The 24,899-nt window shown below is 73.9% G+C and carries 16 protein-coding genes; 10 read left to right on the forward strand and 6 right to left on the reverse strand.

Annotation, left to right across the window (positions count from 1 at the left end; genetic code table 11):
• Positions 1-139 precede the first annotated feature (139 nt).
• A complete protein-coding gene (locus ACFTZC_RS11390; protein WP_382888565.1) occupies positions 140-1,183 on the reverse strand; it encodes a small ribosomal subunit Rsm22 family protein in 1,044 nt (347 codons plus the stop codon).
• 206 nt (positions 1,184-1,389) lie between these two features.
• Between ACFTZC_RS11390 and ACFTZC_RS11395 the strand changes: the two genes are divergently transcribed.
• The gene (locus ACFTZC_RS11395; protein WP_382888566.1) at positions 1,390-2,775 is read left to right on the forward strand and encodes a hypothetical protein; all 1,386 of its coding nucleotides are present in this window, start codon (positions 1,390-1,392) and stop codon (positions 2,773-2,775) included.
• Positions 2,776-2,941: 166 nt separating this feature from the next.
• Positions 2,942-9,817, forward strand: a complete 6,876-nt coding sequence (locus tag ACFTZC_RS11400; RefSeq protein WP_382888567.1) for a beta-ketoacyl synthase N-terminal-like domain-containing protein — start codon at positions 2,942-2,944, stop codon at positions 9,815-9,817.
• A gap of 56 nt (positions 9,818-9,873) precedes the next feature.
• On the opposite strand, the gene ACFTZC_RS11405 is transcribed toward ACFTZC_RS11400, so the two are convergent.
• Positions 9,874-11,265, reverse strand: coding sequence for a Bcr/CflA family multidrug efflux MFS transporter (locus tag ACFTZC_RS11405; protein WP_382888568.1), 1,392 nt, complete (start codon positions 11,263-11,265; stop codon positions 9,874-9,876).
• Between the two features lie 79 nt (positions 11,266-11,344).
• Here ACFTZC_RS11405 and ACFTZC_RS11410 point away from each other — a divergent pair, with 79 nt between their 5' ends.
• On the forward strand, positions 11,345-12,364 hold the full coding sequence (locus ACFTZC_RS11410; protein ID WP_382888569.1) for a Gfo/Idh/MocA family protein: 1,020 nt from the start codon (positions 11,345-11,347) through the stop codon (positions 12,362-12,364).
• Positions 12,365-12,400: 36 nt separating this feature from the next.
• Here the strand turns inward: ACFTZC_RS11410 and ACFTZC_RS11415 are convergent, their stop codons facing one another.
• Positions 12,401-14,029, reverse strand: a complete 1,629-nt coding sequence (locus ACFTZC_RS11415) for an alkaline phosphatase D family protein (protein WP_382888570.1) — start codon at positions 14,027-14,029, stop codon at positions 12,401-12,403.
• 151 nt (positions 14,030-14,180) lie between these two features.
• Here ACFTZC_RS11415 and ACFTZC_RS11420 point away from each other — a divergent pair, with 151 nt between their 5' ends.
• The gene (locus tag ACFTZC_RS11420; protein ID WP_382888618.1) at positions 14,181-15,023 is read left to right on the forward strand and encodes an SDR family oxidoreductase; all 843 of its coding nucleotides are present in this window, start codon (positions 14,181-14,183) and stop codon (positions 15,021-15,023) included.
• A gap of 51 nt (positions 15,024-15,074) precedes the next feature.
• Here ACFTZC_RS11420 and ACFTZC_RS11425 read toward each other — a convergent pair whose 3' ends face one another.
• Entirely contained in the window at positions 15,075-15,869 is a 795-nt protein-coding gene (locus ACFTZC_RS11425) for a class I SAM-dependent methyltransferase (protein WP_382888571.1), read from the reverse strand.
• A 453-nt stretch (positions 15,870-16,322) separates the two neighbouring features.
• Between ACFTZC_RS11425 and ACFTZC_RS11430 the strand changes: the two genes are divergently transcribed.
• Genes ACFTZC_RS11430 through ACFTZC_RS11440 form a run of 3 tightly spaced genes read left to right on the forward strand, consistent with a single transcriptional unit; the run spans position 16,323 to position 19,119 of the window.
• Positions 16,323-17,498 (forward strand): sensor histidine kinase, encoded by a 1,176-nt coding sequence (locus ACFTZC_RS11430; protein WP_382888619.1) that lies wholly within the window; start codon positions 16,323-16,325, stop codon positions 17,496-17,498.
• On the forward strand, positions 17,495-18,172 hold the full coding sequence (locus ACFTZC_RS11435; protein ID WP_382888572.1) for a response regulator: 678 nt from the start codon (positions 17,495-17,497) through the stop codon (positions 18,170-18,172). Before ACFTZC_RS11430 ends, ACFTZC_RS11435 begins: the two co-directional genes overlap by 4 nt.
• Before the next feature lie 47 nt (positions 18,173-18,219).
• The gene (locus ACFTZC_RS11440) at positions 18,220-19,119 is read left to right on the forward strand and encodes a PhzF family phenazine biosynthesis protein (protein ID WP_382888573.1); all 900 of its coding nucleotides are present in this window, start codon (positions 18,220-18,222) and stop codon (positions 19,117-19,119) included.
• A 98-nt stretch (positions 19,120-19,217) separates the two neighbouring features.
• On the opposite strand, the gene ACFTZC_RS11445 is transcribed toward ACFTZC_RS11440, so the two are convergent.
• Positions 19,218-20,228, reverse strand: a complete 1,011-nt coding sequence (locus ACFTZC_RS11445; protein ID WP_382888574.1) for an aldo/keto reductase — start codon at positions 20,226-20,228, stop codon at positions 19,218-19,220.
• A 107-nt stretch (positions 20,229-20,335) separates the two neighbouring features.
• Between ACFTZC_RS11445 and ACFTZC_RS11450 the strand changes: the two genes are divergently transcribed.
• From ACFTZC_RS11450 to ACFTZC_RS11460, 3 genes are all read left to right on the forward strand, one after another.
• Entirely contained in the window at positions 20,336-21,124 is a 789-nt protein-coding gene (locus ACFTZC_RS11450) for a Clp protease N-terminal domain-containing protein (protein ID WP_382888575.1), read from the forward strand.
• A gap of 372 nt (positions 21,125-21,496) precedes the next feature.
• Entirely contained in the window at positions 21,497-23,392 is a 1,896-nt protein-coding gene (locus ACFTZC_RS11455; RefSeq protein WP_382888576.1) for a rhamnogalacturonan lyase, read from the forward strand.
• A 67-nt stretch (positions 23,393-23,459) separates the two neighbouring features.
• The gene (locus ACFTZC_RS11460) at positions 23,460-24,284 is read left to right on the forward strand and encodes a pectate lyase (protein WP_382888577.1); all 825 of its coding nucleotides are present in this window, start codon (positions 23,460-23,462) and stop codon (positions 24,282-24,284) included.
• Between the two features lie 57 nt (positions 24,285-24,341).
• Here the strand turns inward: ACFTZC_RS11460 and ACFTZC_RS11465 are convergent, their stop codons facing one another.
• Entirely contained in the window at positions 24,342-24,821 is a 480-nt protein-coding gene (locus ACFTZC_RS11465) for a hypothetical protein (RefSeq protein ID WP_382888578.1), read from the reverse strand.
• Positions 24,822-24,899: the final 78 nt, after the last annotated feature.

Here is a 24,899-nt window from a genome sequence, read left to right on the forward strand (position 1 = left end):
CTCCGCCGGATTGGCATGCACGTAACAAGAGGTTCACGTACGCGTGGAGGCGGGGCCACCCCCCGAAGGCGGATAAAAAGGTGTCGTTTACGGATAGGTCCCCGCGTCCGGATGCCCGCAGCATCCGGATGCCCGCGGCTCACTCGTCGTCGGCGTCCTCCGGAGCCGGCGGCGGCCACGGGTCGCCCCAGGCCGTGTCCCGCGCCGCGCGGTAGAGGGGGCCGTGGCGCTTGGTGACGGTGTCGCGGCGCAGGCCCTCGGTCGCGGTGCACAGCTCCAGGAGCACCTGGCCCTTGCGGATCTGCGGCTTACGGGTCACCCGGGCGGGCACCGGGTGAGGAGGGAACCGTACGGCCGCCACATAGCTGAACTTCTCGTCCTCGTACGGCAGTGAGCCGCCCTTGACCTGCCGGTGCAGGGACGACCTGCTGACCCGGGCCGAGAAGTGGCACCAGTCCGTTCCTCGGACGATCGGGCAGGCGCCGTCGTGCGGGCAAGGTGCCGCGACGTGGAAGCCCGCGCCGATCAGCAGGTCGCGGGCCTCGATGATCCGCAGATAGCCGTCGGGCGTGCCCGGTTCCACGATCACCACGGCCTGAGCCGCCCGCGCGGCCTCCGCGACGAGCGTCGCGCGGTCCCGCGCGGCCAGCTCCTTCAGGACGTACGAGACGGTCACGAGATCGCTCCCGGCCAGCTTCAGCGCCCCCTCGATCCGGCCCCCGCGCCACTCGGTGGCGCGCAGCGCCGGGATGCCCGAGCCCTCCGCCAGTTCGCGGCCGAGGGCGAGGGCGGGCTCCGCCCAGTCCAGGACGGTGGTCGCGCGGGCCGCGTCGCCCCAGACCGCGTCCGCCGCCCACACCGCGGCGCCCGTCCCGCCGCCCACGTCGAGGTGGCTGCCCGGCGCCCACCCGGGCGCGGCATCCGCCAGGGCCTCCAGCGCGGACCGTACGGCCTCGAAGGTCGCGGGCATCCGGTACGCGGCATACGCGGCGACGTCGGAGCGGTCCCGCAGGACGGGCGCGTCCGTCGGGGTGGTGCCGCGGTAGTTGGCGATCAGCCGGTCGACGGCCTGCGCCGCCTGCTTGGGCGGCAGCCCGTCGAGGAGGCGGGCGAGCTGGGCGCGCAGGGTCTCCGCGGTGGACGGGGTGGAGGGCGTGGAGGGGGTGGGAGGCGTGGCGTTCACCGGCCGAATTGTAGGCAACCGGGGCAAGCCGTGGCGCCGTCGGCCGTCGCCCCGGGCGAACGCCGGGGGCCCGTTGGCCAGTTGCTACGCTGACGGCCTTTGCAGGACGGGGCGGGGGCTCTCACGGGAGGACCACGGGGACCATGGGGACCAGGTGGCAGCGGATCGGGCGCAGACTCTTGGGGCCCACGGGGATCTTGCGACCCATGCGGCGCATGCGGCCTCTCGACGAGGAGAAGCCGACCAGGAGACAGCGGATCGTCCGCGGGACCCTGGTGGCCGGAGTGACGGTGCTCGCGCTGCTGCTCCTCCTCGTCACCTTCGGCGGACCCACGAAGACCACGAGCGACCAGGCCGGTCCGAGCGCCGACACCAAGGCCGTGCGGCCGTCGGCGAGCAGTGTGCCGCGGATTCCGCAGCTGCCCGTGCCCGCCACGTACGACACGGCGCGCGGCTGGGACATCACCGACAGCTCCCCCACCTACGCCGTCGCCGGCTCGACCGGGCTCGTCGCCTATCTGGCCAGGACCGACGACGACCGCTACCTGGTCCGTACGGTGGACCCCGCCACCGGGAAGGCCGGCTGGGACGGGCAGCCCCGGCGCACCCTCTTCCCGCCCGACCGCTACCCCCGGCTGCTCTCCGTGTCGGCGGGTGAGGGCCAGGAATACTTCGTCACCTGGTCGTACGGGCGGGTCAACCAGAGTTCGGGACAGCCCGGCGACCCCATCATCTCCCTCGACATCTACAGCGCGTCCGACGGCTCGGCGCAGCGGGTCGAGATCCCCTGGCCCGACCCGCCGAGGGTCACCGCGTCCGGCCCCTCCGTCCTGATCAGCGACGGCAAGGCGACCAGCGCCGTCGTCGACCCGGCGACCGTCGACGTGGTCAGTGTCCCGCCGGGCGCGCTCGGCTACCCCAAGGGCTGCAAGGAGTGCCGCAAGCTGACGCAGGTGCGCGGGACGACCGTCAAGGGCCTGCTGGTGAGCGGCGCCAAGGAGTTCTGGGTGCGCGGCGGCTGGTACAGCAGGAAGGTCGCGCCGAAGGACACCGACGCGGCGTCCGGGGTGCCCGCCTCGATGACGGGCAGCTACGTCCTGGCCTCCTGGCAGCTGAAGAAGGGCGCGAAGGACGTCGGTACGCACGAGGTGTGGGCGCTGCACGAGGCGGCGACCGGCAAGGCGGTGCTCCAGGTCCGCTGCCGCAAGCCGGCGATCAGGTCCGCGGACGACCCGCAGCTCGTCACCTCGCCGCAGGGCGGCTACCTGATCGCCGGGCGGCTCGCCTTCGACCTCTCGGAGAAGCGCGCGTACTGCTTCGAGGAGGAGGACGGTACGCGCCCGCTGGTGCTGACCACGGTCGCGGACGACGGCTCGGCGTACGGGGCGCGCAGCGCCCGGAACCCGGCGGACGCGCTGGCGGGCGGGGGCAGCGCGCCGGTGATGGTGGATCTGACGACCGCGGTGCCGGAGACCATGGCCCTCAACACCCGGCTGCCCAGCACGGAGATCGCCGGGATCGGGCTCTTCCGCTGGACGGACGGCAAGGACCGGTCGCACCTCACCGGATATCCGCACCGCGACGACCGGTAGGCAGACCGGGTGGCCTCTTAGCTCGCGCCACTGCGGCGTTGCGGCTGTCAACTCGTTCTTCCCGTCTTGTTGACTGATCACGATCGCGCCAGGCCGTCGGTACGGCGAACTCGGCGGCGCGATACGCCTCTTGAGGCGGATCAGGAGCTGGAGGAAGGACCCTTCGATGCCATTCGTCAGGGAAGAGTTGATCAGGCCGCTGGTGGTGTCACTGTCCGGACACCCGGCCGACCGGCCGGCTTTCACGGACAGCCGCCGCACCGTGACGTACGGGGATCTGCTCTCCGTCAGCGGGGCGCTCGCCACGGGGCTCGGGGTGGCGCGGGGTGACCGGGTGCTGATGCACATCGGCAGCCGCGTCGACTTCGTCGAGTACGGCCTGGCGGTGCTGCGGGCGGGCGCGGTGGGCGTACCGGTGAGCACTCGCTCGACCGACGCGGAACTCGGCTACTACGCCGACGACTCGGGCGCGACGCTGTTCATCACCGAGGCCCGGCACGCGGCGACGGCGCGGCGGCTGTGCGAGGGGCGGCCGGGGCTGCGCGCGCTGATCGTCGAGGAGGGGCCGGCCACGGAGCCGTCCGATCCGGGGTCGGCGGCCCCGGCCTCGGCGGATTCCGAAGCGTCCGGCGACGGGCTCGGGCTGGACGAACCGGCCTGGCTGCTCTACACCTCGGGCACGACGGGTCCGCAGAAGGGGGTGCTGACCACGCAGCGCGCGATGCTGTGGTCGGTGGCCGCGTGCTACGGCCCGATGCTCGGGCTGTCCGAACAGGACACGATCCTCTGGCCGTTACCGCTGCACCACTGCTACGGGATGTCGCTGGCGTTCGTCGGTACGGTGACGCTCGGCGCGCACACCCGGATCGCCGAGGGCGACCTGGCGCCGCTGCTCGCCGAGCACCCGGGGTGTGTCCTCGCCGGTGTGCCGGCCACGTATCTCCGGCTCGGCCAGGAGACGCGGAGCGTGGCCGTGCCGCCCCGGCTGTGCCTCACGGCGGGCGCGCCCTGCACCGAGGCGGCGCGGGCCGTGGTCGGGGACCTGTTCGGCACTCCGCTGCTGGACTGCTACGGAGCCACCGAGGCCAGTGGCAAGATCGCCGTCCAACTGCCGGGTGAGAGCGGGCTGACACCGGTGCACGGCGTCGAGATCCGGGTCGCGGACGGGGAGGTCCTCGTACGTGCCCCGGGGGTCATGTCGGCCTACCACGGGCGGCCCGGCGCTCCGGACGGCGACGGCTGGTACCGGACCGGCGACGCGGGCCGGATCGACGACGGCCGGCTCACGATCGACGGCCGGATCGACGATGTGATCATCTGCGGCGGCCAGAACGTGCACCCGCTGGAGGTGGAGGCCGTGATCGCGGGCGCGCCGGGGGTGCGCGACGTGCTGGTCGTCGGCCGGCCCGACGAGCAGGTCGGCGAGGTCTCGGTGGCGTTCGTCGTACCGGAGGCGGACGGCTTCGATCCGGAGGAGCTGCGCCGGCGGTGCCTCGGCCGGCTCTCGGTCCACAAGGTGCCGGTGGAATTCCGGCGCGCCGAGGCGATCCCCCGTACGCCGTCCGGGAAACCGCTGCGCAGGGCCATGGCCGAGCGGCTCACGGACCTGCCCGCGCCGAGCCCGGCGGCGCTGGAAGAGCTGGTACGGACCGAGACCGCCGCCCTGTGCGGCGGCGGGGAAGGCGATGGGGGGAGCGGCGGTCGGTGGCGTGACCGTGCCTTCACGGAGCTGGGCCTGTCGTCGCTGGGCGGGGTGCAGTTACGGCACCGGCTCGCCGCGCTGACCGGCCTCGCCCTGCCGCACTCGCTCCTCTACGACTTTCCCACCCCCGGCGCCCTGATCGGCGAGCTGACGCGGCTCCGGGCCGCCGGAACGGTGGCCGGGGCGGTGGCCGGGACGGTGGCCGGGACCATGCCCGCGCCGGTCACGGCGACCGGCTCGTCGGCCGGGCGGCGGCCCGGTCCCAAGTCCGAGTCCGGGTCCGAACCCGAGCCGATCGCCGTCGTGGCGATGGCGTGCCGGTATCCGGGCGGGGTGCGGTCGCCGGAGGATCTCTGGCGGCTGGTCTCCGACGGTGTCGACGCGACCGGCGACTTCCCGGCCGACCGGGGCTGGGACCTGGCCGGGATGTACGACCCCGATCCGGACCGGATCGGCGGCTCCACCACCCGGCGCGGCGGTTTCCTGCACGACGCGGCCGACTTCGACGCCGGGATGTTCCGGATCTCGCCGCGTGAGGCGCTCGCCACCGACCCGCAGCAGCGGCTGCTGCTGGAGACCTCGTGGGAGCTGTTCGAACGCGCGGGGATCGACGCCACGACCCTGCGCTCCAGCGCCACCGGCGTGTTCGTGGGCGTGATGAACGAGGACTACGCGAGCCGGTTCGACACGCACGAGCTGGAGGGGCGCCTCGGCATCGGGTCGTCGCACGCCCTCGCGTCCGGGCGGATCTCCTACACGTTCGGGCTCCGGGGGCCCGCCGTCACGGTCGACACGGCGTGCTCGTCGTCGCTGGTCGCCCTGCACTGGGCGGCGAAGGCGCTCCGTACGGGTGAGTGCGACCTCGCGCTGGCCGGCGGCGCGACGGTGATGTCGACGCCGCAGACGTTCCTGGCGTTCAGCAGACAGCGGGGGCTGTCCCCGGACGGCCGCTGCCGCTCGTACGCGGCGGGCGCCGACGGGACGGCCTGGTCGGAGGGGGTCGGGACGGTACTGCTGGAACGGCTCGGCGACGCCCGCAGGAACGGGCACCCGGTCCTGGCGGTGCTGCGGGGTTCGGCCGTGAACTCCGACGGCGCCTCCAACGGGCTCACCGCGCCCAGCGGAACCGCACAGCGCGAGCTGATCGCGTCGGCCCTCGCGGACGCCGGTCTGACCACCGGGGACATCGACGCGGTCGACGGCCACGGGACGGCGACCCCGCTGGGCGATCCGATCGAGGCGGCGGCCCTGCTCGCGACGTACGGCCGGGGCCGCGACCGGGACCGGCCGCTGTGGCTCGGCTCGGTGAAGTCCAACCTCGGGCACACCCAGGCGGCGGCCGGTCTGGCCGGTGTGATCAAGATGGTCGAGGCGATGCGGCACGGGCGGCTGCCGCGCTCCCTGTACGCGGACACCCCGACCTCCCGTGTCGACTGGTCGGCCGGTGAGGTGTCGCTCCTCGCGGAGGACCGGCCCTGGCCCGCGACCGGCCGGCCGCGGCGGGCGGGCGTCTCGTCGTTCGGGATCGGCGGCACCAACGCACACGTGATCATCGAGGAGGCCCCGGCCGCGGACCGGGCCCCGGGCGCGGGTGCGGACCTGGCCCCGGGCGCGTGGGACGGTGCGGCCCCGGCCGGGCACGGGGGCGCGGACCCGGCCGCGCGGGCAGTCGCGGCCCCAGCCGCGCAGGGCGGCGCGGACCCGGCCCCGGGCGCGTGGGACGGTGCGGGCCCGGCCACGCGGGACACCGTGGCCCCGGGCGCGCAGGGCGGCGCGGACCCCGTGCCGTGGGGCGGGGCGTCCGTCGCGCCCTGGTTGCTGAGTGCCGCCGACGCCACCGCGCTGCGGGCCGTCGCGGCCGCGCTGCTCGACGCGCCGGATGACATCGATGTCGGCTACACCCTGGCGGTGGGCCGGGCCGCGCTCGACCACCGGGCCGTGGTCGCCGCGGGCGACCGGGTGGCCCTGCGCGCGCTGGCCACCGGCGAACGCGAGGGGGCGACCGTGCCCGCCGACGCCCGCCTCGGCTTCCTGTTCAGCGGCCAGGGCGCCCAACGGGCTGGCATGGGCCGGGAGTTGGCCCGACGCTTCCCCGTCTTCGCCGAGGCCTTCGACCGGGCGTGCCACGCGCTCGACGGCCAGGGTCTCGGTGAGCGGATACGCGCGGCCGTGCTCTCCGGCGCGTCACTGGACCGTACGGACCACGCGCAGGCGGCCCTCTTCGCCTTCGAGGTCGCGCTCAGCCGGCTGCTGGAGTCCTGGGGCGTACGGCCGGACGTGGTCGTCGGCCACTCGGCGGGCGAGATCGCCGCCGCGCACCTCGCCGGTGTGCTCTCCCTGGAGGACGCCGCGACGCTCGTCGGCGCCCGTGGCCGGCTGATGGCGGAGCTGCCCGCCGGTGGCGTCATGATCGCGGTGACGGCCACCGAGGCCGAGGTGGCTCCGCTGGTGGCCGAGGTGGCCGACCGGGTGTCGATCGCGGCGGTCAACGGCACGCACTCCGTCGTGGTGTCCGGGGAGGAGGCCGCGACGACCGCCATCGGCCGCCGGTTCCGGGGCGCCACCCGGCTGCGCGTCAGCCACGCGTTCCACTCGCCCCTGATGGAACCGGTGCTCGACCGGTTCCGCGCGGTCGCCGAGCGCCTGGCCTACCACCGTCCCCGGATACCGGTGATCTCCGGACTGACCGGCGCGCGTTCCGAGGAGATGGCCTCGGCCGCGTACTGGGTGCGGCACGCACGGCACACCGTACGGTTCGCCGACGCGCTCTCCGCCCTCGCCGGGTCCGGGGTGACGACCTGCCTCGAAGTCGGTCCCGACGCGGTGCTCAGCCGCGCGGCGGCGGCCGTGCTCCCCGCCGTCCCGGCGGCGCGCGCCGGTCACGACGAGGCCGGGACCCTGCTCAGCGCGGTCGGCGCGGTGCACACGGCCGGGATCCCCGTCGACTGGCGCTCCGTGTACGCGGGCAGCGGCGCCCGGCTGTTCCCGCTGCCCACCTATCCCTTCCAGCGCAGGCGCTACTGGCTCGAACCACCGCGGCCGGCCGTCGGCGGCTCCGGCGGCGCGCTGCTCGGACCGGCCCTCGTCGCACCCGACTCGCCGCGGATCGTGCACGGTGGCTCGCTCGGCGTCCGGGCCCACGGGTGGCTGGCCGACCATGCCGTCGGCGACTCGGTCGCCGTGCCGGCGACCCTGTTCGTGGAGATCGCGCTGCGGGCCGGGGCGGCGGCGGGCGGCATCGGCGCCGTTGGAGAGCTGACGATCGAGGCACCGCTGCGGCTGACGGACGACGACGTCCCGCTCCAGGTGGTCGTCGACGGGGAGCGGATCGACATCTACGCCAGGCCGCGACCGGCCGACCCGTGGACACGCCACGCCTCGGGCCGGCTGCGGGCGGCGCGCGGTCCGGTCCCCGAGCGGTACGGGGCCGAGTGGCCGCCCGCCGGGGCCGAGCGGATCGAGGTGGCGGACCGTTACGACTCCTTCGGGTACGGGCCGGCGTTCCGCGCGGTGACCGCCCTGTGGCGCCGGGGCGAGGAGGTGTTCGCCGAGATCGGTCTCCCCGAGGGCGTGGGCGGCGGGTTCGGGCTGCATCCCGTGCTGCTGGACGCGGCCGTGCACGCGGCGGCGCTGGCGGACGGCCCGGGCGCCGCGGCGCGGGTGCCGTTCGTGTGGAACGGGGTCGAGTTGCACGCCCCGGGCCGGCGAACGGCGCGGATCCGGTGTGTGCGCACCGCCCCCGACACCATCGGCGTCGAGGTCTTCGACGAGACGGGCGAGCCGGTCGCCACGGTGGCGTCGATGTTCACCCGGCCGATGGCGCCGCGGGACACCATGTTGTTCCGGCCACGGTGGATTCCGGTGCCGGCCGTACCGGAACCACCGGCCGTACCGGCCACCGACGGAACGGTTTTCGTCGAGATCGGCCGTGGCGGCACGGACGACGCGGGCGACACCAACACCGGCACCGGCACCGGCGACATGGGCGCTCGCGTCCGGGCGCTGACGAGCCGGGCGCTGGACGTCCTGCACGACTGGCAGGGCCGCTCCGGCCGCCTCGTCGTCGTCACCCGGAACGCCACCACCCCCGATCCGGACCTCGCGGCGGCGGCTGCCTACGGTCTGGTCAGCACGGCCGCCGCCGAACACCCGGAACGGATCACCGTGGTCGACGTGGACACCGGTCTGCCGATGGCCCGGGTACGGGAACTCGTGGGCGGCAGCCTGGAGCCGCAGCTCGCCGTCCGCGACGGCGTGGCGCACGCGCTGCGGATCACACCGGCGGCACCGAGCGACACCCGGCCGGTCGACCCGGCCGGGACCGTGCTGATCACCGGCGGAACGGGCGCCCTCGGCGCGCTGACGGCCCGGCATCTGGTCCGGGAGCACGGCGTCCGGCATCTCCTGCTGGTGAGCCGGCGCGGCCCGCAGGCACCGGACGCGGATGGTCTGCGGCGGGAACTGTCCGGTCTGGGCGCCGCCGTACGGATCGTTGCCGGCGATGTGGCGGACCGTACGGTGGTGGACGGGCTGATCGCCGCGTGCGACCCGCCGTTGACGGCGGTCGTCCATACGGCGGCCGTCCTCGACGACGGGGTGCTCGGCGCCCAGACCCCGGCCCGCGTGGACACCGTGCTGCGGCCGAAGGCCGACGCGGCCTGGGTGCTGCACGAGGCCACCGCGCACCTTCCGCTGTCGGCGTTCGTGCTCTACTCCTCCGTCGCCGGTCTCTTCGGCAAGGCCGGGCAGGCCAACTACGGCGCGGCCAACCGCTTCCTGGACGCCCTGGCGGGTCATCGCCGTGCCCGGGGTCTGCCGGCGGTGTCGCTGGCGTGGGGGCTGTGGGAGCTGGGCAACGGTCTCGGCGACCAGATCTCCGGCCTCGCCCGGCGCCGTATCAACGCGTCCGGGATCGCCGCGCTCGACGCGGAACAGGGGCTCGCGCTGTTCGACGCGGCGATCGGCTCGGCCGAACCGGTCCTGGTGCCGGTCCGCTTCGACCCCGACGCGGCGGCCCCGCCGCCGATCGTCGGCGGCGTCGCGCGCGAGCGCCTGCCATCGGCGGGGCGGCGGTGGCCGGCCCGGATGTCCGAGCCGGAGCTGCGTGAGCTGCTGCGCGGGGAGCTCTCGGCCGTGCTGGGCCGGCCGGACCCGGCCGGTTTCCCCGGTGACCGGCCGTTCGTCGAGCTGGGCTTCGACTCACTGGCGGTGATCGAGGTCCGTACCCGGCTGGGCCGGCTCACGGGGCTGGACCTCCCGGCGAGTCTGCTGTTCGAGAAGCCGACGGCGGACGCGCTCGCCGCCCATCTGCACGGCGAGTTGTCCGGCCGCACCGCCTGAGGGGCCGGGGCCGGTCGGCGGCCGCGCCGACCGGCCCACCCGGCGCGGGTGACTTCTCAGGCGACGGGCAGGTCCGCCGGACGCTGGTGGCGCCACGGCCGTACGAGCCCCACGAACGCGGCCAGCGCGCCCACCGCGCAGACCAGTTGGACGACGGCCATCGGAACGGCCGTCTCCTCCCCCGCGATCCCCACCAGCGGCGAGGCGACGGCCCCGATCAGGAAGGACGCCGTACCGATGAGGGCGGACGCGGAGCCCGCCGCGTGCGGGGTGCGCATCAGCGCGGAGGCGTTGGTGTTGGGCATCGCGAGCCCCATCGCGGACATCAGGACGAACAGCCCCGCCGCGACCGGGAAGAGGCCCACGTCCCCGAAGACCCCGGCGGTCATCAGCAGCAGCGCCAGCGCGGCGCCCGCGATGACGAGCAGGCCGAAGCCGAGCACCCGGTCCAGCGAGACCCGGCCGACCAGCACCCTGCCGTTGAGCTGGCCGACGGCGATCAGGCCGATGGAGTTGACGCCGAAGAGCAGGCTGAAGGTCTGCGGCGAAGCGCCGTAGATCTCCTGCACGACGAACGGCGAGGCGGCGACGTACGCGAAGAGCGCGGCGAAGGCGAGCCCGCCCGCGAGCATGTAGCCGGTGAAGATCCGGTCGGCGAGCAGGCCCCGCATGGTGCGCAGCGCGTGGCCGACGCCGCCGCTGTGCCGCTGCTCCGGCGGGAGCGTCTCGTGCAGCCACTTCCAGACGACGAGGGTGAGGAGGACGCCGACCACGGTGAGGACGACGAAGATGCCGCGCCAGTCGGTGAGGCGCATCACCTGGCCGCCGATCACGGGGGCGATGACCGGGGCGACGCCGGAGATCAGCATGAGCGTGGAGAAGAAGCGGGCCATCTCCATGCCGTCGTACAGGTCGCGCACGACGGCGCGGGCGATCACGATGCCCGCCGCGCCCGCCAGGCCCTGGAGCAGCCGGAAGCCGACGAGGAGTTCCACGGTGGGCGCGAAGGCGCAGATCGCGGTGGCGACGACGTAGACGACCATGCCGGTCAGCAGCGGTCCGCGCCGCCCCCACTTGTCGCTCATCGGGCCGACGACGATCTGGCCGAGCGCCATGCCGGCGAGGCAGGCGGTCAGGGTGAGCTGGGCGGTCGCGGCGGTCGTGCCCAGGGAGCGGGTGACCTCCGGCAGGGCCGGGAGGTACATGTCCATGGAGAGCGGCGGCAGCGCGGTGAGCGCGCCGAGGACGAGGGTGACCAGCAGCCCGGCCCGGCGCGCGGCGACCACCGCCCCCGGCGCGAGTGCTTCGGTGCGGTTCTCGGTGTGGGTGTGGGTCTTGGTGTGGGTCTTGGTGTGGGTCTCGGTGGGTGCCGAGCGGCGCTGCTCGGGTCGTATGTGCTCGGTACGTCCTTCGGTGGTGCGGCCGCCGTCCGGCATCCATATCTCCATGTCGTTGAATTACCTGTCTATGCTCTCAGCTCAGCCGGAGTGGTCGGGACCCGTGAAGTGGACAGCGAGTGAGGCGGCTATGACAGCAGGAAAGATTCCGGACGGCCGCGCCGTGCGCTGGGGCGTGCTGGCGACGGGCGGTATCGCGGCACGGTTCACCTCCGACGTACAGGAGCTGGCGGACGCCGAGATCGTCGCGGTGGCCTCGCGGCGCGAGGCGTCGGCGAAGGAGTTCGCGGACCGGTTCGGCATCCCGCGCGCGTACGGCGACTGGGCGGCGCTCGTCGCCGACGAGGACGTGGACGTCGTGTACGTCGCAACACCGCACTCGGCGCACCGGGCCGCGGCCGGGCTAGCACTGGCGGCGGGCAAGCCGGTGCTGTGCGAGAAGGCGTTCACGCTCAACGCCCGGGAGGCCGGGGAGCTGGTCTCCCTCGCCCGCGAGCGCGGCGTCTTCCTGATGGAGGCGATGTGGACGTACTGCAACCCGGTCGTCCTGCGGCTGGCGGAGCTGGTGCGGGACGGGGCGATCGGTGAGATCCGTACCGTCCAGGCGGACTTCGGCATCCAGGGCCCCTTCCCGGCCGGCCACCGGCTGCGGGACCCGGCGCTCGGCGGGGGCGCCGTGCTCGACCTCGGCGTCTATCCGGTCTCCTTCGCGCACCTCCTGCTGGGCGAGCCCGACCGCGTACAGGCCGATGCGCTGCTCTCGCCCGAGGGCGTCGACCTGAACACCGGGATGCTGCTGGGCTGGGAGTCGGGGGCGACGGCGCTGCTGTCGTGCTCGATCGAGGGGCGGACCCCGGCGACCGCCACGGTGACGGGCACCACGGGCCGGATCGACGTGCCCTCCGGCTTCTTCCACGCGGACCGGTTCGTCCTGCACCGGGACGGCGCGGAGCCCGAGGAGATCACGGCGGGGCCGGCGGCGACGCTGCACGGCCTCCAGTACGAGGCGGCCGAGGTGATGCGCTGCCTGCGCGCGGGCGAGACGGAGTCGCCGCTCGTGCCGCTGGACGGCACGCTCGCGGTGATGCGGACGCTCGACGCGGTACGGGAGCGCGTCGGCGTCCGCTACCCCGTCGACCAGGAGCGGTGACGACCGGGCCTACACGGGGTGGAGGCCCGGTCGGCCCTACACGGGGTGGAGGCCCGGGCTGCCCGCCTCGGTCACGAAGGACGCCGACGTCGTGACCGGGGCGCCGGGCACCGTGACCGCCGCGACGGACCGGAAGTCCGCGCGCGCCTGGCGGGCGCCGAGCGCGACGGTGACGTACCCGCGCCGCCCGTTGTAGAACCTCATGTGCGGGTTGGCCGTCGTCAGCCGCTCCCAGTCGGCGGGCCGGTCCGCGCCGTCCTTGCCGCTGGAGATGGACGTCGCCACGATCTCGGTGCCCAGGGTGCGTGACGCGGGGTCGTCCCAGTCCTTCTTCAGGTCGTAGGCGTAGGCGGTGTGCACATCGCCGGTCAGCACCATGAAGTTGGCGAGCCCGGCCGCCTCGACGCCGTCCAGCAGCCGCTGCCGGGAGGCCGGGTAGCCGTCCCACGCGTCCATGGAGAGCTTGAAGTCGGCGGTCGTACGGTCGCGGCGCCGCGCGAAGGTCACCTGCTGCGGCACGACGTTCCAGGTGGCGTCCGAGGCGCGCCAGCCGTCGAGCAGCCACCGCTCCTGGGCGGCGCCGGTCATGGTGCGCGCGGGGTCCTCGGACTCCGGTCCCGGCACCCGCCAGCCGTCGCCATAGGCCTGGTCGGAGCGGTACTGGCGGGTGTCGAGGATGTCGAACTGCGCGAGCCGGCCGAAGTGCAGCCGCCGGTGGAGCCGCATGTCGGGGCCGGTGGGGCGCTGCGGGGCGCGCAGCGGCTGGTTCTCCCAGTAGGCGCGGTACGCGGAGGCGCGGCGCAGCAGGAACTCCTCGGGCGGCACGTCGTTCTCGGGGATGTCGTCCGCGTAGTTGTTCTCGGTCTCGTGGTCGTCCCAGGTGACGACGAAGGGGTGCGCGGCGTGCGCGGCCCGCAGGTCGGGGTCCGACTTGTAGAGGCCGTAGCGCAGCCGGTAGTCCTCCAGCGTGACCGTCTCGTGGTTGTAGTGCGCGGGCAGCACGCGGTCGGTGTAGTTGCGGGCGCCGCCCGTGGAGTTGACCGCGTACTCGTAGAGGTAGTCGCCGAGGTGGAAGACGACGTCAAGGTCCTCGTCGGCGAGGTGGCGGTAGGCGGTGAAGTAGCCGTCGTGGTACGCCTGGCAGGAGACCGCCGCGAGCTTCAGTTCGCCGGTACGGGCGTGCCGGGCGGGCGCGGTGCGGGTGCGGCCGACGGGGCTGAGCCACGTACCGGCGCGGAAGCGGTAGTAGTACACCCGGTCGGGGGCGAGTCCGGGGACGTCGACGCGCACGCTGTGGTCGAACTCGGGGTGGGCGGTGGCCTCTCCGCGCCGGACGGTCCTGCGGAAGGCGGCGTCGTGGGCCAGCTCCCACCGTACGGTCACACGGGTACGGGGCAGTCCGCTGCCGGGCTCGTACGGGCGGGGCGCGAGCCGGGTCCAGAGCAGCGCGCTGTCCGGGCGGGGATCGCCGGAGGCGACGCCGAGGGTGAACGGGTCCTCGGTGAGCCGCCGCGCGTCCAGTTCGGCGGCGCCCGCGACGCCCTCGGCGGGAAGCTGGACGGCGAAGGCGAGCGCGGCGGCGGCAGCGGTGCCGGTGAGGAGGCGGCGCCGGCCGATGTGCGCGGCGGCGGCCCTCAGTTCGGGGGTGTGTGCGGCGGATGTCATGTGGCCCTCCCCTGACGGTGGGTGTCCCTGACAGTGCAGTGGGTGGCGGAGACGGCCCGTTGTCGGGTGCACAACAGACGTATGTCGGGCGGATGAGATCCGCGTGACGCTGAACGTTGTATCTCACGTACGCTGCGTGGCCATGGACGCCATGCGGAGGACCGACAGCGGCAGCGATACCGGGAACGGCGACGGTGGGAACGGCGGGAGCGGGGGCCGGCGGGGCGTCGCCGTCGTCACCGGGGCGGGCTCGGGCATCGGCCGTGCCGTCGCGGTGGCGCTGAGCGGCGCGGGCTGGTCGGTGGTGCTCGCGGGCCGGCGGACGGCGGCGCTGGAGGAGACCGCCGCGGCGCTGGGCGCGGGTCCGGGCGGCGGGGCGGCGGGTCCCCGGGGCAAGGTGCTGGCCGTACGGACCGATGTGTCCCAACCGGCGGACGTGGACGCGCTGTTCGCGGCGGTGCGCGAGCGGTACGGCCGGCTCGACCTGCTCTTCAACAACGCGGGCACGTTCGGCCCGGGCGGCGTCAAGGTGGAGGATCTGCCGCTGTCGGCCTGGCAGAAGGTCGTCGACACCAATCTGACCGGTACGTTCCTCTGCGCCCAGGCGGCGTTCCGGCTGATGAAGGCGCAGGACCCGCGGGGCGGCCGGATCATCAACAACGGCTCGGTCTCGGCGCACGCGCCGCGCCCCGACTCGGTCGCGTACACCGCGACGAAGCACGGTATGACCGGCCTCACCAAGTCGCTGTCGCTGGACGGCCGCCCGTACCGGATCGCCTGCGGGCAGATCGACATCGGCAACGCGGCGACCGACATGACGGAGCGGATGCGGCGGGGCGTGCCGCAGGCCAACGGTGAGCTGGCGGTGGAGCCGGTCATGGACGTGACGGATGTGGCGCGGACGGTGCTGCACATGGCGGAGCTGCCGCTGGAGGCGAACATCCAGTTCGCGACGGTGCTGGCGACGTCGATGCCGTTCGTGGGCCGGGGCTGACGGTTTCGGCGGAGCCGGGTCAGGAGGCGGTCGGGTCAGGCGTCGGCCGGGTCAGGAGGCGCGCCGGGTGCCCGGGCCGTGGGTGACGCGGATCTTGGACTGGCCGTGCGGGAGTTCCTCCCAGTCGGCCATGAAGCGGGCCGACAGGCCGTGCTTCTCGGCCAGGGCGATGAGCGTCTCCGTACGGTAGTAGAAGTCCTCCCGCAGCACCTGGTGCTCCTTGCCCTCCGTACGGTCGAAGGTGAAGTCGAACCAGCCGCCCGGGGCAAGCACCCGGCCGACGTGGGCCAGGCACTCCTCGATGACCGGGAGCGGGGAGTGCGAGAAGACGCTGTGCGCGTGCACGACGTCGAAGCGGGCGTCGGGCAGGAACGCCAGTTTCAGGTCGCGGACCGGGGTCAGGGTGGGGAGCCGGTCCTGAAGTCCCCTGTCCACCAGGGTGTTCTGAGCCGCGGCGAGGATGTCGGGCGAGATGTCGATGCCGTAGTAGTGCGCGGGTTCCAGGTGGCTGATGAAGCGCCAGCCCGCCCGCAGATTGCCGCAGCCGATCTCCAGCATCCGGTGCTCGGGGCGGAGCCCGTGGCCGACGAGGTAGTCGAACTGCATCGTCCCCAGGGCCAGCCACCGCTCATGGCTGGCGCTGCCGACGGCCAGGTCCGGGTCGGCGCGGGTGTCGGAGCGCATCACGGCGCGGTAGTACGCGATGTGGTCGGGCCAGCGGTAGCGCAGCCAGGTGTCCCTGGCCGCGCGGGCCAGGAAGCGCGGCGCCCGTCCGGGGTGGCGCAGGGCATAGCCGACCCGGTGCCCGAGGGCGGCGCGGTTGACGGTGAGATTCTTGGCGGGCATGTGGATTCCTCTGTGTGTGCCGGGCCGGCGCCGCGGCCGGTGTTCTGGCGGGTGCTGGTACCAGCTTCCCCACGGGAACGGGGGGCGGGGGTCGGCGGAGCGGTCCCCGTTCGCGGGCGGCGCGGGGGACGCCCGTATCGGCCGATCGGTTGATGCGGGGCGGCGGGGAAGACGCTAGGACTGCTGAGGGAGGAGTCGGGCGCGACGATGCGGAGGTCTGCGGTGGTACGGCACGGCGAGCCGGAGGGCCGCGCGGGGACCGGTCCCGGTGTACGCGCCGAACGGGACGCGCGGACCGGAGCCGGTGTACGCGCCGGCGCCGACGGGCGGGTCGAATCCGGTCTGCGTGCCGATCGCGACGGGTGGGCCGATCCTGGGCAGCGCGGCGACGCCGACGGGCGGGCCGATCCCGGGCTGCGCAGCGACGCCGACGGGCGGTGGCTGCCCGTCGTCATGCATGCCGCGTTCTTCCTGCTGCTGGGCTCCTCGCTCGTCCGCCATCTGCTCCTGCACGGCGGCGAGCCGGGGGCCGGCTGGATCGTCGCCCTCTTCGTCGCCTTCGGGGTGCTGTACGCGCTCGGCCGGGTCCTCGCGCCGGCGCCGCGTCCCGGCGCGCGCCCCGCCGTCCGGTACGCGCTCTGGCTGGGGGCGGTGCTGGCGGTCTGGGTCGTCCTCCTCGTCGTCGCGCCGAGCGCCGCGTGGTGCGCCATGCCGCTCTTCTTCACCGGGCTGCACACCCTGCCCACCCGGACGGCGGTGGCGCTGGCGTCCGTACTGACCCTGCTGGTGGTGGCCTCCAAACTGCGCTTCGCGGAGGGGGTGTTCGACCCCAACGCGGTGATCGTCCCGCCCGCCGTCGCCGCCGTCGGCACCGCCGTCCTGATCGCCCTCCAGCGCCAGGCGGCCCGGCAGCGCGACCTGATCGAGGACCTGGTCCGCACCCGCCGCGACCTGGCCGCCACCGAGCGGCGCGCGGGGATCCTCGCCGAGCGGCAGCGGCTGTCCACGGAGATCCACGACACCCTCGCCCAGGGCCTGTCCAGCCAGCAGATGATGCTCCAGGCGGCCGACCGGCTCTGGCGGGCCGACCCCGGCGCGGCCCGGGGACATCTGCGGGAGGCGGCCGAGATCGGTGCCCGGGGGCTCACCGAGGCCCGCCGGTTCGTCCAGGACCTGGCCCCCGCCGACCTCGCGGAACGCACCCTCGTCCAGGCGCTGGGCGCGCTCGCCGACCGGGAGAGCGGCCCGGGGCTGCGGGTGGAGCTGCGCGTGGACGGCGCCCCGGGGCCGCTGCCGGAGCGGACCGAGGCGGCGCTGCTGCGCATCGCGCAGGGCGCGCTGGCCAATGTGCGCGAGCACGCCGGGGCGACCCGGGCCGCGCTGACCCTGACCTGGCTGGGCGACCAGATCTCCCTCGACGTCGCCGACGACGGGCGCGGCTTCGACCCGGACGCCGGGCCCGCCCCCGGCGCGGGCTCGGGGCGCGGGCACGGGCTGCCGGCCATGCGGGTCCGGGCCCTCGGCTCGGGTGGCACACTCACCGTCGAGTCCGAGCCGGGCGGCGGCACCGTGGTGACCGCCGCCCTGCCTCTCACCGCCCCCGACCTCCTCGAAAAGGCCGCCCCATGAGCCCGACCGACGCCGTACCGACCGATGCCGTACCGACTGATGCAGTACGGCTGCTCCTGTGCGACGACCACGCCGTCGTACGGGCCGGGCTGCGCGCGCTGCTGTCCAGCACCGACGGCATCGAGGTGGTCGGCGAGGCGGGCAGCGGCGAGGAGGCCCTGGCCGTGGCCGCGCGGGTCCGGCCCGATGTCGTGCTGATGGATCTCCAGCTCGGCGACGGCATGGACGGGGTCACGGCCACCCGCCGGCTGGTCTCCGGCGCCGCGCCCGGTGCGGCCGCGCCGCGCGTGCTGGTGCTCACCATGTTCGACACCGACGCCGACATCACCCGCGCCATCGAGGCGGGCGCCACCGGCTATCTGCTCAAGGCGGAGCAGCCGGAGGAGTTGTTCGCCGCGATCCGGGACGCGGCGTCCGGGCGTACGGCGCTGTCGGCGCCGGTCGCCGACCGGGTGCTGGCCCAGATGCGCAGCCCGCGCCCCGTGCTCTCCGGGCGGGAGCGGGACATCCTCCAGCAGTTGGCGCGCGGCCTGGGCAACCGGGACATCGCCCGCGCCCTGTTCATCAGCGAGGCCACGGTGAAGACCCATCTCGGCCGGATCTACGGGAAGTTGGGGGTGGACACCCGGTCGGGCGCGGTGGCGGTGGCCAACGAGCGGCGCCTGCTGCCGTGAGACGACGAGCCGGAATAGGGCGCCGGGCCGTCCGGTTGGGCAGTGGCATGACCACTCACGACGCACCCGCCCCCGAGTCCCCCGCCGTGCTCCGGTACACCGCCTTCTCGACCGATCCCCTGGGCGGAAACCCCGCCGGTGTCGTCCTGGACGCGCGGGGGCTCGACGACGCCGGGATGCTCGCCGTGGCGGCGGAACTGGGGTACAGCGAGACCGCGTTCCTCACCGGCCTTCCGGAGGAGGGCGCGGCGGGCGGTGACGCCCGGGTGTTCACCATCCGCTACTTCAGCCCCAAGGCCGAGGTCCCCTTCTGCGGACACGCGACCGTCGCGACCGCCGTGGCCCTGGCCGAGCGGACCGGCCCGGGGGACCTGGTCTTCGAGACCCGCGCCGGTACGGTGCCGGTGACCGTCATCGAGGAGAACGGGACGCTGCGGGCCACGCTCACCAGCGTCGAGCCGGACGTCACCGACGTGGCGGAGGACGACGTACGGGAGGCCCTGGGCGCCCTCGGCTGGCCGGCCGCCGATCTGGACCCGGCCCTGCCGCCCCGGATCGCCTTCGCGGGCGCCCGCCATCTCGTGCTGGCCGCCGCGAGCCGGGCCAGGCTCGCGGATCTCGCGTACGACTTCGACCGGCTCGAAGCGCTGATGCGCCGGCTGGACCTGACCACGGTCCAGCTCGTGTGGCGGGAGTCCGCCGATGTCTTCCACGTCCGCGACCCGTTCCCGGTGGGCGGTGTGGTCGAGGACCCCGCGACCGGCGCCGCCGCGCTGGCGTTCGGGGCGTATCTGCGCGCGCTGGGCGCCGTGGCCGGGAGTGCCGTCCTCACCCTGCACCAGGGCGCGGACATGGGCCGCCCCGGCGTGCTGACCGTGGAGCTGCGGGAGGGTGACCCGCGCGTCCGGGTGAGCGGCGCGGGCGCGCGCATCCCGGACGGCGGCTGACCGGCACCGACACCGGCACCGAAGGGCACCGGCAGGCGCGGCGCATCCGCACGCCCGGCTGACCGGCACCGGCGGGTAGGCCCCGATGCACCCGGGGCCTACCCGGCAAGAAGCGTGGCGATCTCCTTCATCTCGCCCTCGCCGAGCGGCCCGTACCGCAGCGCCCCCGCGTTCTCCTCGGCCTGGGCGACCGAGCGGATGCCCGGGATCGGCACCGTGTGCGGGCTGCGGGCCCAGAGCCAGGCGAGCGCCCCCTGGGCCAGGGTGCGGCCGCCGGACGTGAGGATGTCCCGTACGGCGGCGACCCGCGCCGCCTGCTCCGGTACCGGCAGCCCGCCCTCGCCGAACCAGTGCAGCCACGCGGGCGGTACGGTCCGGATGTCACCGGAGCCGAGCGCCCACCCCGTGTCCGCGTTCCCCCCGGCGCCGGGGTCCCGTGCGAGCAGGCCCATCGCGAGCGGGCTGCGGACCACGCTCGCGATCCCGTGCTCCGCGCACAGCTCCAGCATCTCCGGCGCGTCCTGGAGCACATTGCACCCGTGCTGCACGGCCGCGCAGTGCTCCCCCGGCGCGAACACCGCCGCGCGCTCCGGGTCGTCGGTGCTCCAGGCGTACGCGCGGATCAGCCCCTCCCGTACCAACTCCTCGCAGGTTTCGCGGAGTTCGGCGGCGGCGTCGAGGGGCGCGTCGGAGATGTGGAGCTGGTAGAGGTCCACGTACTCCGTGCCGAGGCGGCGCAGTGACGCGGTCAGCGCCCGCCGGGCGTGGCCGGGGGTGGCGTCGTGACCGTCGGCGGTGCGGGTCGCCTCGTCGAAGAGGTTGCCCCACTTCGTGGCGATGACGACCTCGTCGCGGTGGCCCCGCAGCGCCCGGCCGAGGATCTTCTCGCTGTGGCCGGTCCCGTACACGTCGGCCGTGTCGAAGAACGTGATCCCGAGGTCGAGCGCCCGGCGGAGCGCGGCGACGGACTCGTCGTCGTCGACGGCGCCCCACCCGAGCGGGTCCCCGTCGGGCCGCTGCCATTCGCCGCCGATCGCCCAGCACCCGAAGCCGAGTGCGCCGACGGTGATTCCACTGTGTCCCAGGGTCCTGCCCTGCATGGCATCCATGCGCGGCAGATTAGGAGTTGGAGCGCACACGAAGGCAAGGACGACAACGCGACCGAATCGTCAACTTCGGGTTGACGCCCCTCAATCGTCAACCTAAGGTTGACGGCATGGAGCATCCCGAGAACCCCACCCAGAAGCCCGTGCAGATCAACAACCCCATCCGTCTCGACGACCTGATCGCAGGCATCAAGAAGGTCCACTCCGACACCCTCGACCAGCTCACCAGCGCGGTCGTCGCCGCCGACCACCTCGGCGAGGTGGCCGACCACCTCATCGGCCACTTCGTGGACCAGGCCCGGCGCTCCGGCGCCTCCTGGACCGACATCGGCCGCAGCATGGGCGTCACCAAGCAGGCCGCCCAGAAGCGCTTCGTACCGAAGTCCCCCGCCGAGCCGTCGGCCATCGACCCGAACGAGGGGTTCGGCCGGTTCACCCCGGGCGCGCGGGGCGCCGTGGTCGCGGCGCAGAACGAGGCGCAGGCCGCCGGGAACGACGAGATCCGCACCGCGCACCTCGTGCTCGGGCTGATCAGCCAGCCCGGGACCCTCGGCGCGCGGGCGATTGTCGCCCAGGGCGTGCTGCTCGACACCGTGCGGCAGCACGCGACGGCGGCGCTGCCGGCGAAGGCCGCGACGGTGCCCGATCTGGTGCCGTTCGACGCGGCGGGCAAGAAGGTGCTGGAACTGACGTTCCGGGAGGCCCTGCGACTGGGCCACAACTTCGTCGGCACCGAGCACATCCTGCTGGCGCTGCTGGAGTTCGAGGACGGTACGGGCGTGCTCCACGACGCGGGCGTCGACAAGGCCGCCTCGGAGGCCGACATCCTCGCGGCGCTGGAAGAGATCACCGCGTCCACCACCCAGCAGCCCGGAGGAACCCAACAGCCCGAGAAGTAGCGGGAGAAGCAACGGGGGAGCAACGGGGGCAACGAGGGGAGCAGCGGAAGAACGGCGGCGGGAGCAGCGGGAACACCGCGGGAACAGCAGAAGCGGGGGGGGCCGGCGGGGGGCGGGGGCCCCCCCCCCAAAGTGACCCCACCCGCCCCCCACCAGTTCCCCCCCCCGGGCGGCCCGGGCGGCCCCCGGGGCCCCGCCGCCCCCCGGGGGGGGCCCCTGCGGCACCCCCGGGGCACCCCCCGCCGGGGGGCCCCGGGCGGGGGGCCGGTCCCCCCGCCGAAACTTTCCCGACCCGAGCCGGCAACCTTTCCCGCACGGGCGGCGACCGGAGAGCACAGGGGCCCCAACTCCCCACCCCCTCTGGAGGATTCCGTGCGGTTCAGACCCCCACCCCCGGGCAGCTCCCGCTCGCGCGCCCGCGGCCTGCGCCTGCTCGGCGTGCTCGCTCCGGCCGGCGCGGTCGTCGCCGCCCTGATCTCCCCCGTGGCGAGCCCCGCGCAGGCCGCCGACGCGCCGCCCCAGGCCCAGCTCGCCGCCGCGCGCATGGAGCGGCTCGACCGCGGCCTGGTCAGCGTGCACACCGGCAACGACAACCTGGTGAGCTGGCGCTGGCTGGCGACCGACGCCGACAACGTCACGTTCAACCTCTACCGCGGCTCGCTCAAGGTCAACACCGAGCCCATCACCACCACGAACTACCTGCACAAGGACGCGCCCAACTCGGCGGACTACACCGTGCGGGCCGTCGTGAACGGTACGGAGCAGGCCGCCTCGCCCAGCGCCGTCCAGTTCCGGCCGGGCTATCTCGACGTACCGATCTCGGTGCCGCCGGGCGGCTCCGACTACACGTACGAGGCGAACGACGCCTCCGTCGGCGACCTCGACGGCGACGGCGACCTCGACATCGTCCTGAAGTGGCAGCCCACCAACGCCAAGGACAACTCGCAGTCCGGGGTCACCGGCAACACCGTCGTCGACGGCTACACCCTCCAGGGGCAGCGGCTGTGGCGGATCGACCTCGGCCGCAACATCCGCTCCGGCGCGCACTACACCCAGTTCCAGGTCTTCGACTACGACGGCGACGGCAGGGCCGAGGTCGCCATGAAGACCGCCGACGGCACGGTCGACGGCACGGGCCAGGTCATCGGCAGCGCCTCCGCCGACCACCGCAACTCCTCCGGCTACGTCCTGGCCGGACCCGAGTACCTGACCGTGTTCAACGGGCAGACCGGCGCGGTGCGTTCGACCGTCGACTACGTGCCGCCGCGCGGCACCGTCTCCTCGTGGGGCGACTCGTACGGCAACCGCGTGGACCGCTTCCTGGCCGGCACCGCCTATCTGGACGGGGCCACGCCCTCCCTGATCATGGCCCGCGGCTACTACACCCGTACGGTCATCAGCGCCTGGAACTTCACCGGCGGGCAGCTCACCCGCAGGTGGACGTTCGACACCAACAGCTCCACCAACACCGGCAAGGGGTACGACGGCCAGGGCAACCACGCCCTGACCATCGGTGACGTGGACGGCGACGGCCGCGACGAGATCGTCTACGGCTCGATGGCCGTCGACGACAACGGCGCGGGACTGTGGACCAACAGGAACGGCCACGGCGACGCGGCCCACCTCGGCGACCTCGACCCGTCCCGCCCGGGGCTGGAGTACTTCAAGGTGGACGAGGACGGGTCGAAGCCGTCGTCGTACTTCGCGGACGCCAGGACCGGACAGGTCCTGTGGTCGACCCCGGCCTCCGGCGACAACGGCCGCGGCGTCTCCGGCGACATCTGGGCGGGCAGCCCCGGCGCCGAGTCCTGGTCGTCGGCCGACGGCTCGCTGCGCTCCACGAGCGGCGCAGCCCTGGGCCGCAAGCCGTCCTCGGCCAACTTCCTGGCCTGGTGGGACGGCGACCCGGTGCGCGAACTGCTCGACGGAACACGCATCGACAAGTACGGCACATCGGGCGACACCCGGCTGCTGACGGCCTCCAACGTGCACTCCAACAACGGTACGAAGGCGACCCCTTCGCTCTCCGGCGACATCCTCGGCGACTGGCGCGAGGAGGTCATCTGGCCCACCGCCGACAACACGGCGCTGCGCATCTACTCCACACCGCACCTGACCGACCGGAAGATCACCACCCTGCTCCACGACCGGACCTACCGGACGGCGCTGGCCTGGCAGAACACGGCGTACAACCAGCCGCCGCACCCCGGTTTCTTCATCGGCAACAACATGCCGACGCCACCGCGTCCGGTCATCACCACCCCGTGAAACCCACGCCATGGCACCCACGCCATGACGCCCACCCCCACACCCCCACCGAAGGAGCCGTCTCACCATGAGTGACCAGCAGCACGGCAAGCAGCTCAGTACCAGGTCCGGTACCAGGAGGCGCCGGTTCGTCGCCGGCGGCCTCGGCGCCGTCGCCCTCACCGTCGGCGCGCTCACCTCCGGACTGACCCTGCCGTCCGCGATGGCCGCCACCTGGCCGTCGGCCAACGGCAGCGAAGGCGTGGGCGCGACCAAGCCGGTCAGCGGCACCGTCGACGGCGGCATGAAGCGCTACTACGGCACCGGCGACCTCGGCACCGGCGGCCAGAACGAGGACCAGGACCCGCTGTTCAAGCTCGCCGACGGCGCGACGCTGAAGAACGTCATCCTCGGCGCCCCGGCCGCCGACGGCATCCACTGCTCCGGCAGCTGCACGCTCCAGAACGTCTGGTGGGAGGATGTCGGCGAGGACGCGGCGACCTTCCGGGGCACCGGCAAGACGTTCAACGTCGTCGGCGGCGGCGCCCGCAAGGCCGCGGACAAGATCTTCCAGTTCAACGGCGGCGGCACGCTGAACATCTCCAACTTCGCCGGGCAGGACTTCAAGACGTTCGTCCGCTCCTGCGGGAACTGCTCCTCCCAGTACAAGCGCACGATCAACGTCACCAACACGGAGATCACCGCGCCCGGCGGGGTCATCGGCGGGATCAACACCAACTACGGTGACTCGCTGACCCTGCGCGGCATCACCGTCGTCGGGGACAGCAGCAAGAAGATCGTGCCGTGCCAGAAGTACATCGGCAACAACACGGGCGCCGAGCCCACGAAGAACGGCACGGGCCCGGACAGCACCTACTGCAAGTACTCCGCGTCGGACCTCACGTACCGGTAACCGGTAGCCCCGAGGCGGCACCTCAGGGCCCCGTGGTCCCGTGGTCCCGTAGTCCCGTCAGGGTCCGTAGACATCTTCTCCGGTGCTGGTTCCGGTCCCCGTACCGTTACCGGTGCCGGAGGAGGCGTACCCCTTGCCCTCCTCGACCGTGCCGCCGAGCTCGCCCTGGACGGCCTCCAGGTTCGGCCCCTTGTTCGTGCCGATCGCCCACCGGTTGCCGACCAGGTACCAACCGCCGTACATCTTCGCGTAGTCGACCCAGTCACGCTGGTTCTGTTCCGTGGTGAAGGTGATGAGCGTGTACGGGAGCTCGCCCTTCTTGCAGACCCCTTGCCGGTAGTCCTGCACCTTCATCCTGATCTGGGCCTCACAGCCGACGGCCTCGGCGAGCTGCTCCACCGTCGCCGGTTTCGCGGCCTTCACCGGCTCGACGGAGGGCGCGGCGGAGCCGGCGCGCTTCTCCGGCTGCGCCGAGTCCTTGTCCTGGTCCGTGCCGCCGCCCCCGCACCCGGCGAGGAACAGCACCCCCACGGCCATCAGCCCCGCCGTCGCAGAACGGGGTCCCGGGCGTCGCGGCCTGTGCCGCCGGTGTGCGAGAAGGCGTATCACGCCCAC

Source organism: Streptomyces sp. NPDC056987 (genome assembly GCF_042673865.1).
In the GTDB taxonomy this organism is placed as follows: Bacteria; Actinomycetota; Actinomycetes; order Streptomycetales; family Streptomycetaceae; genus Streptomyces.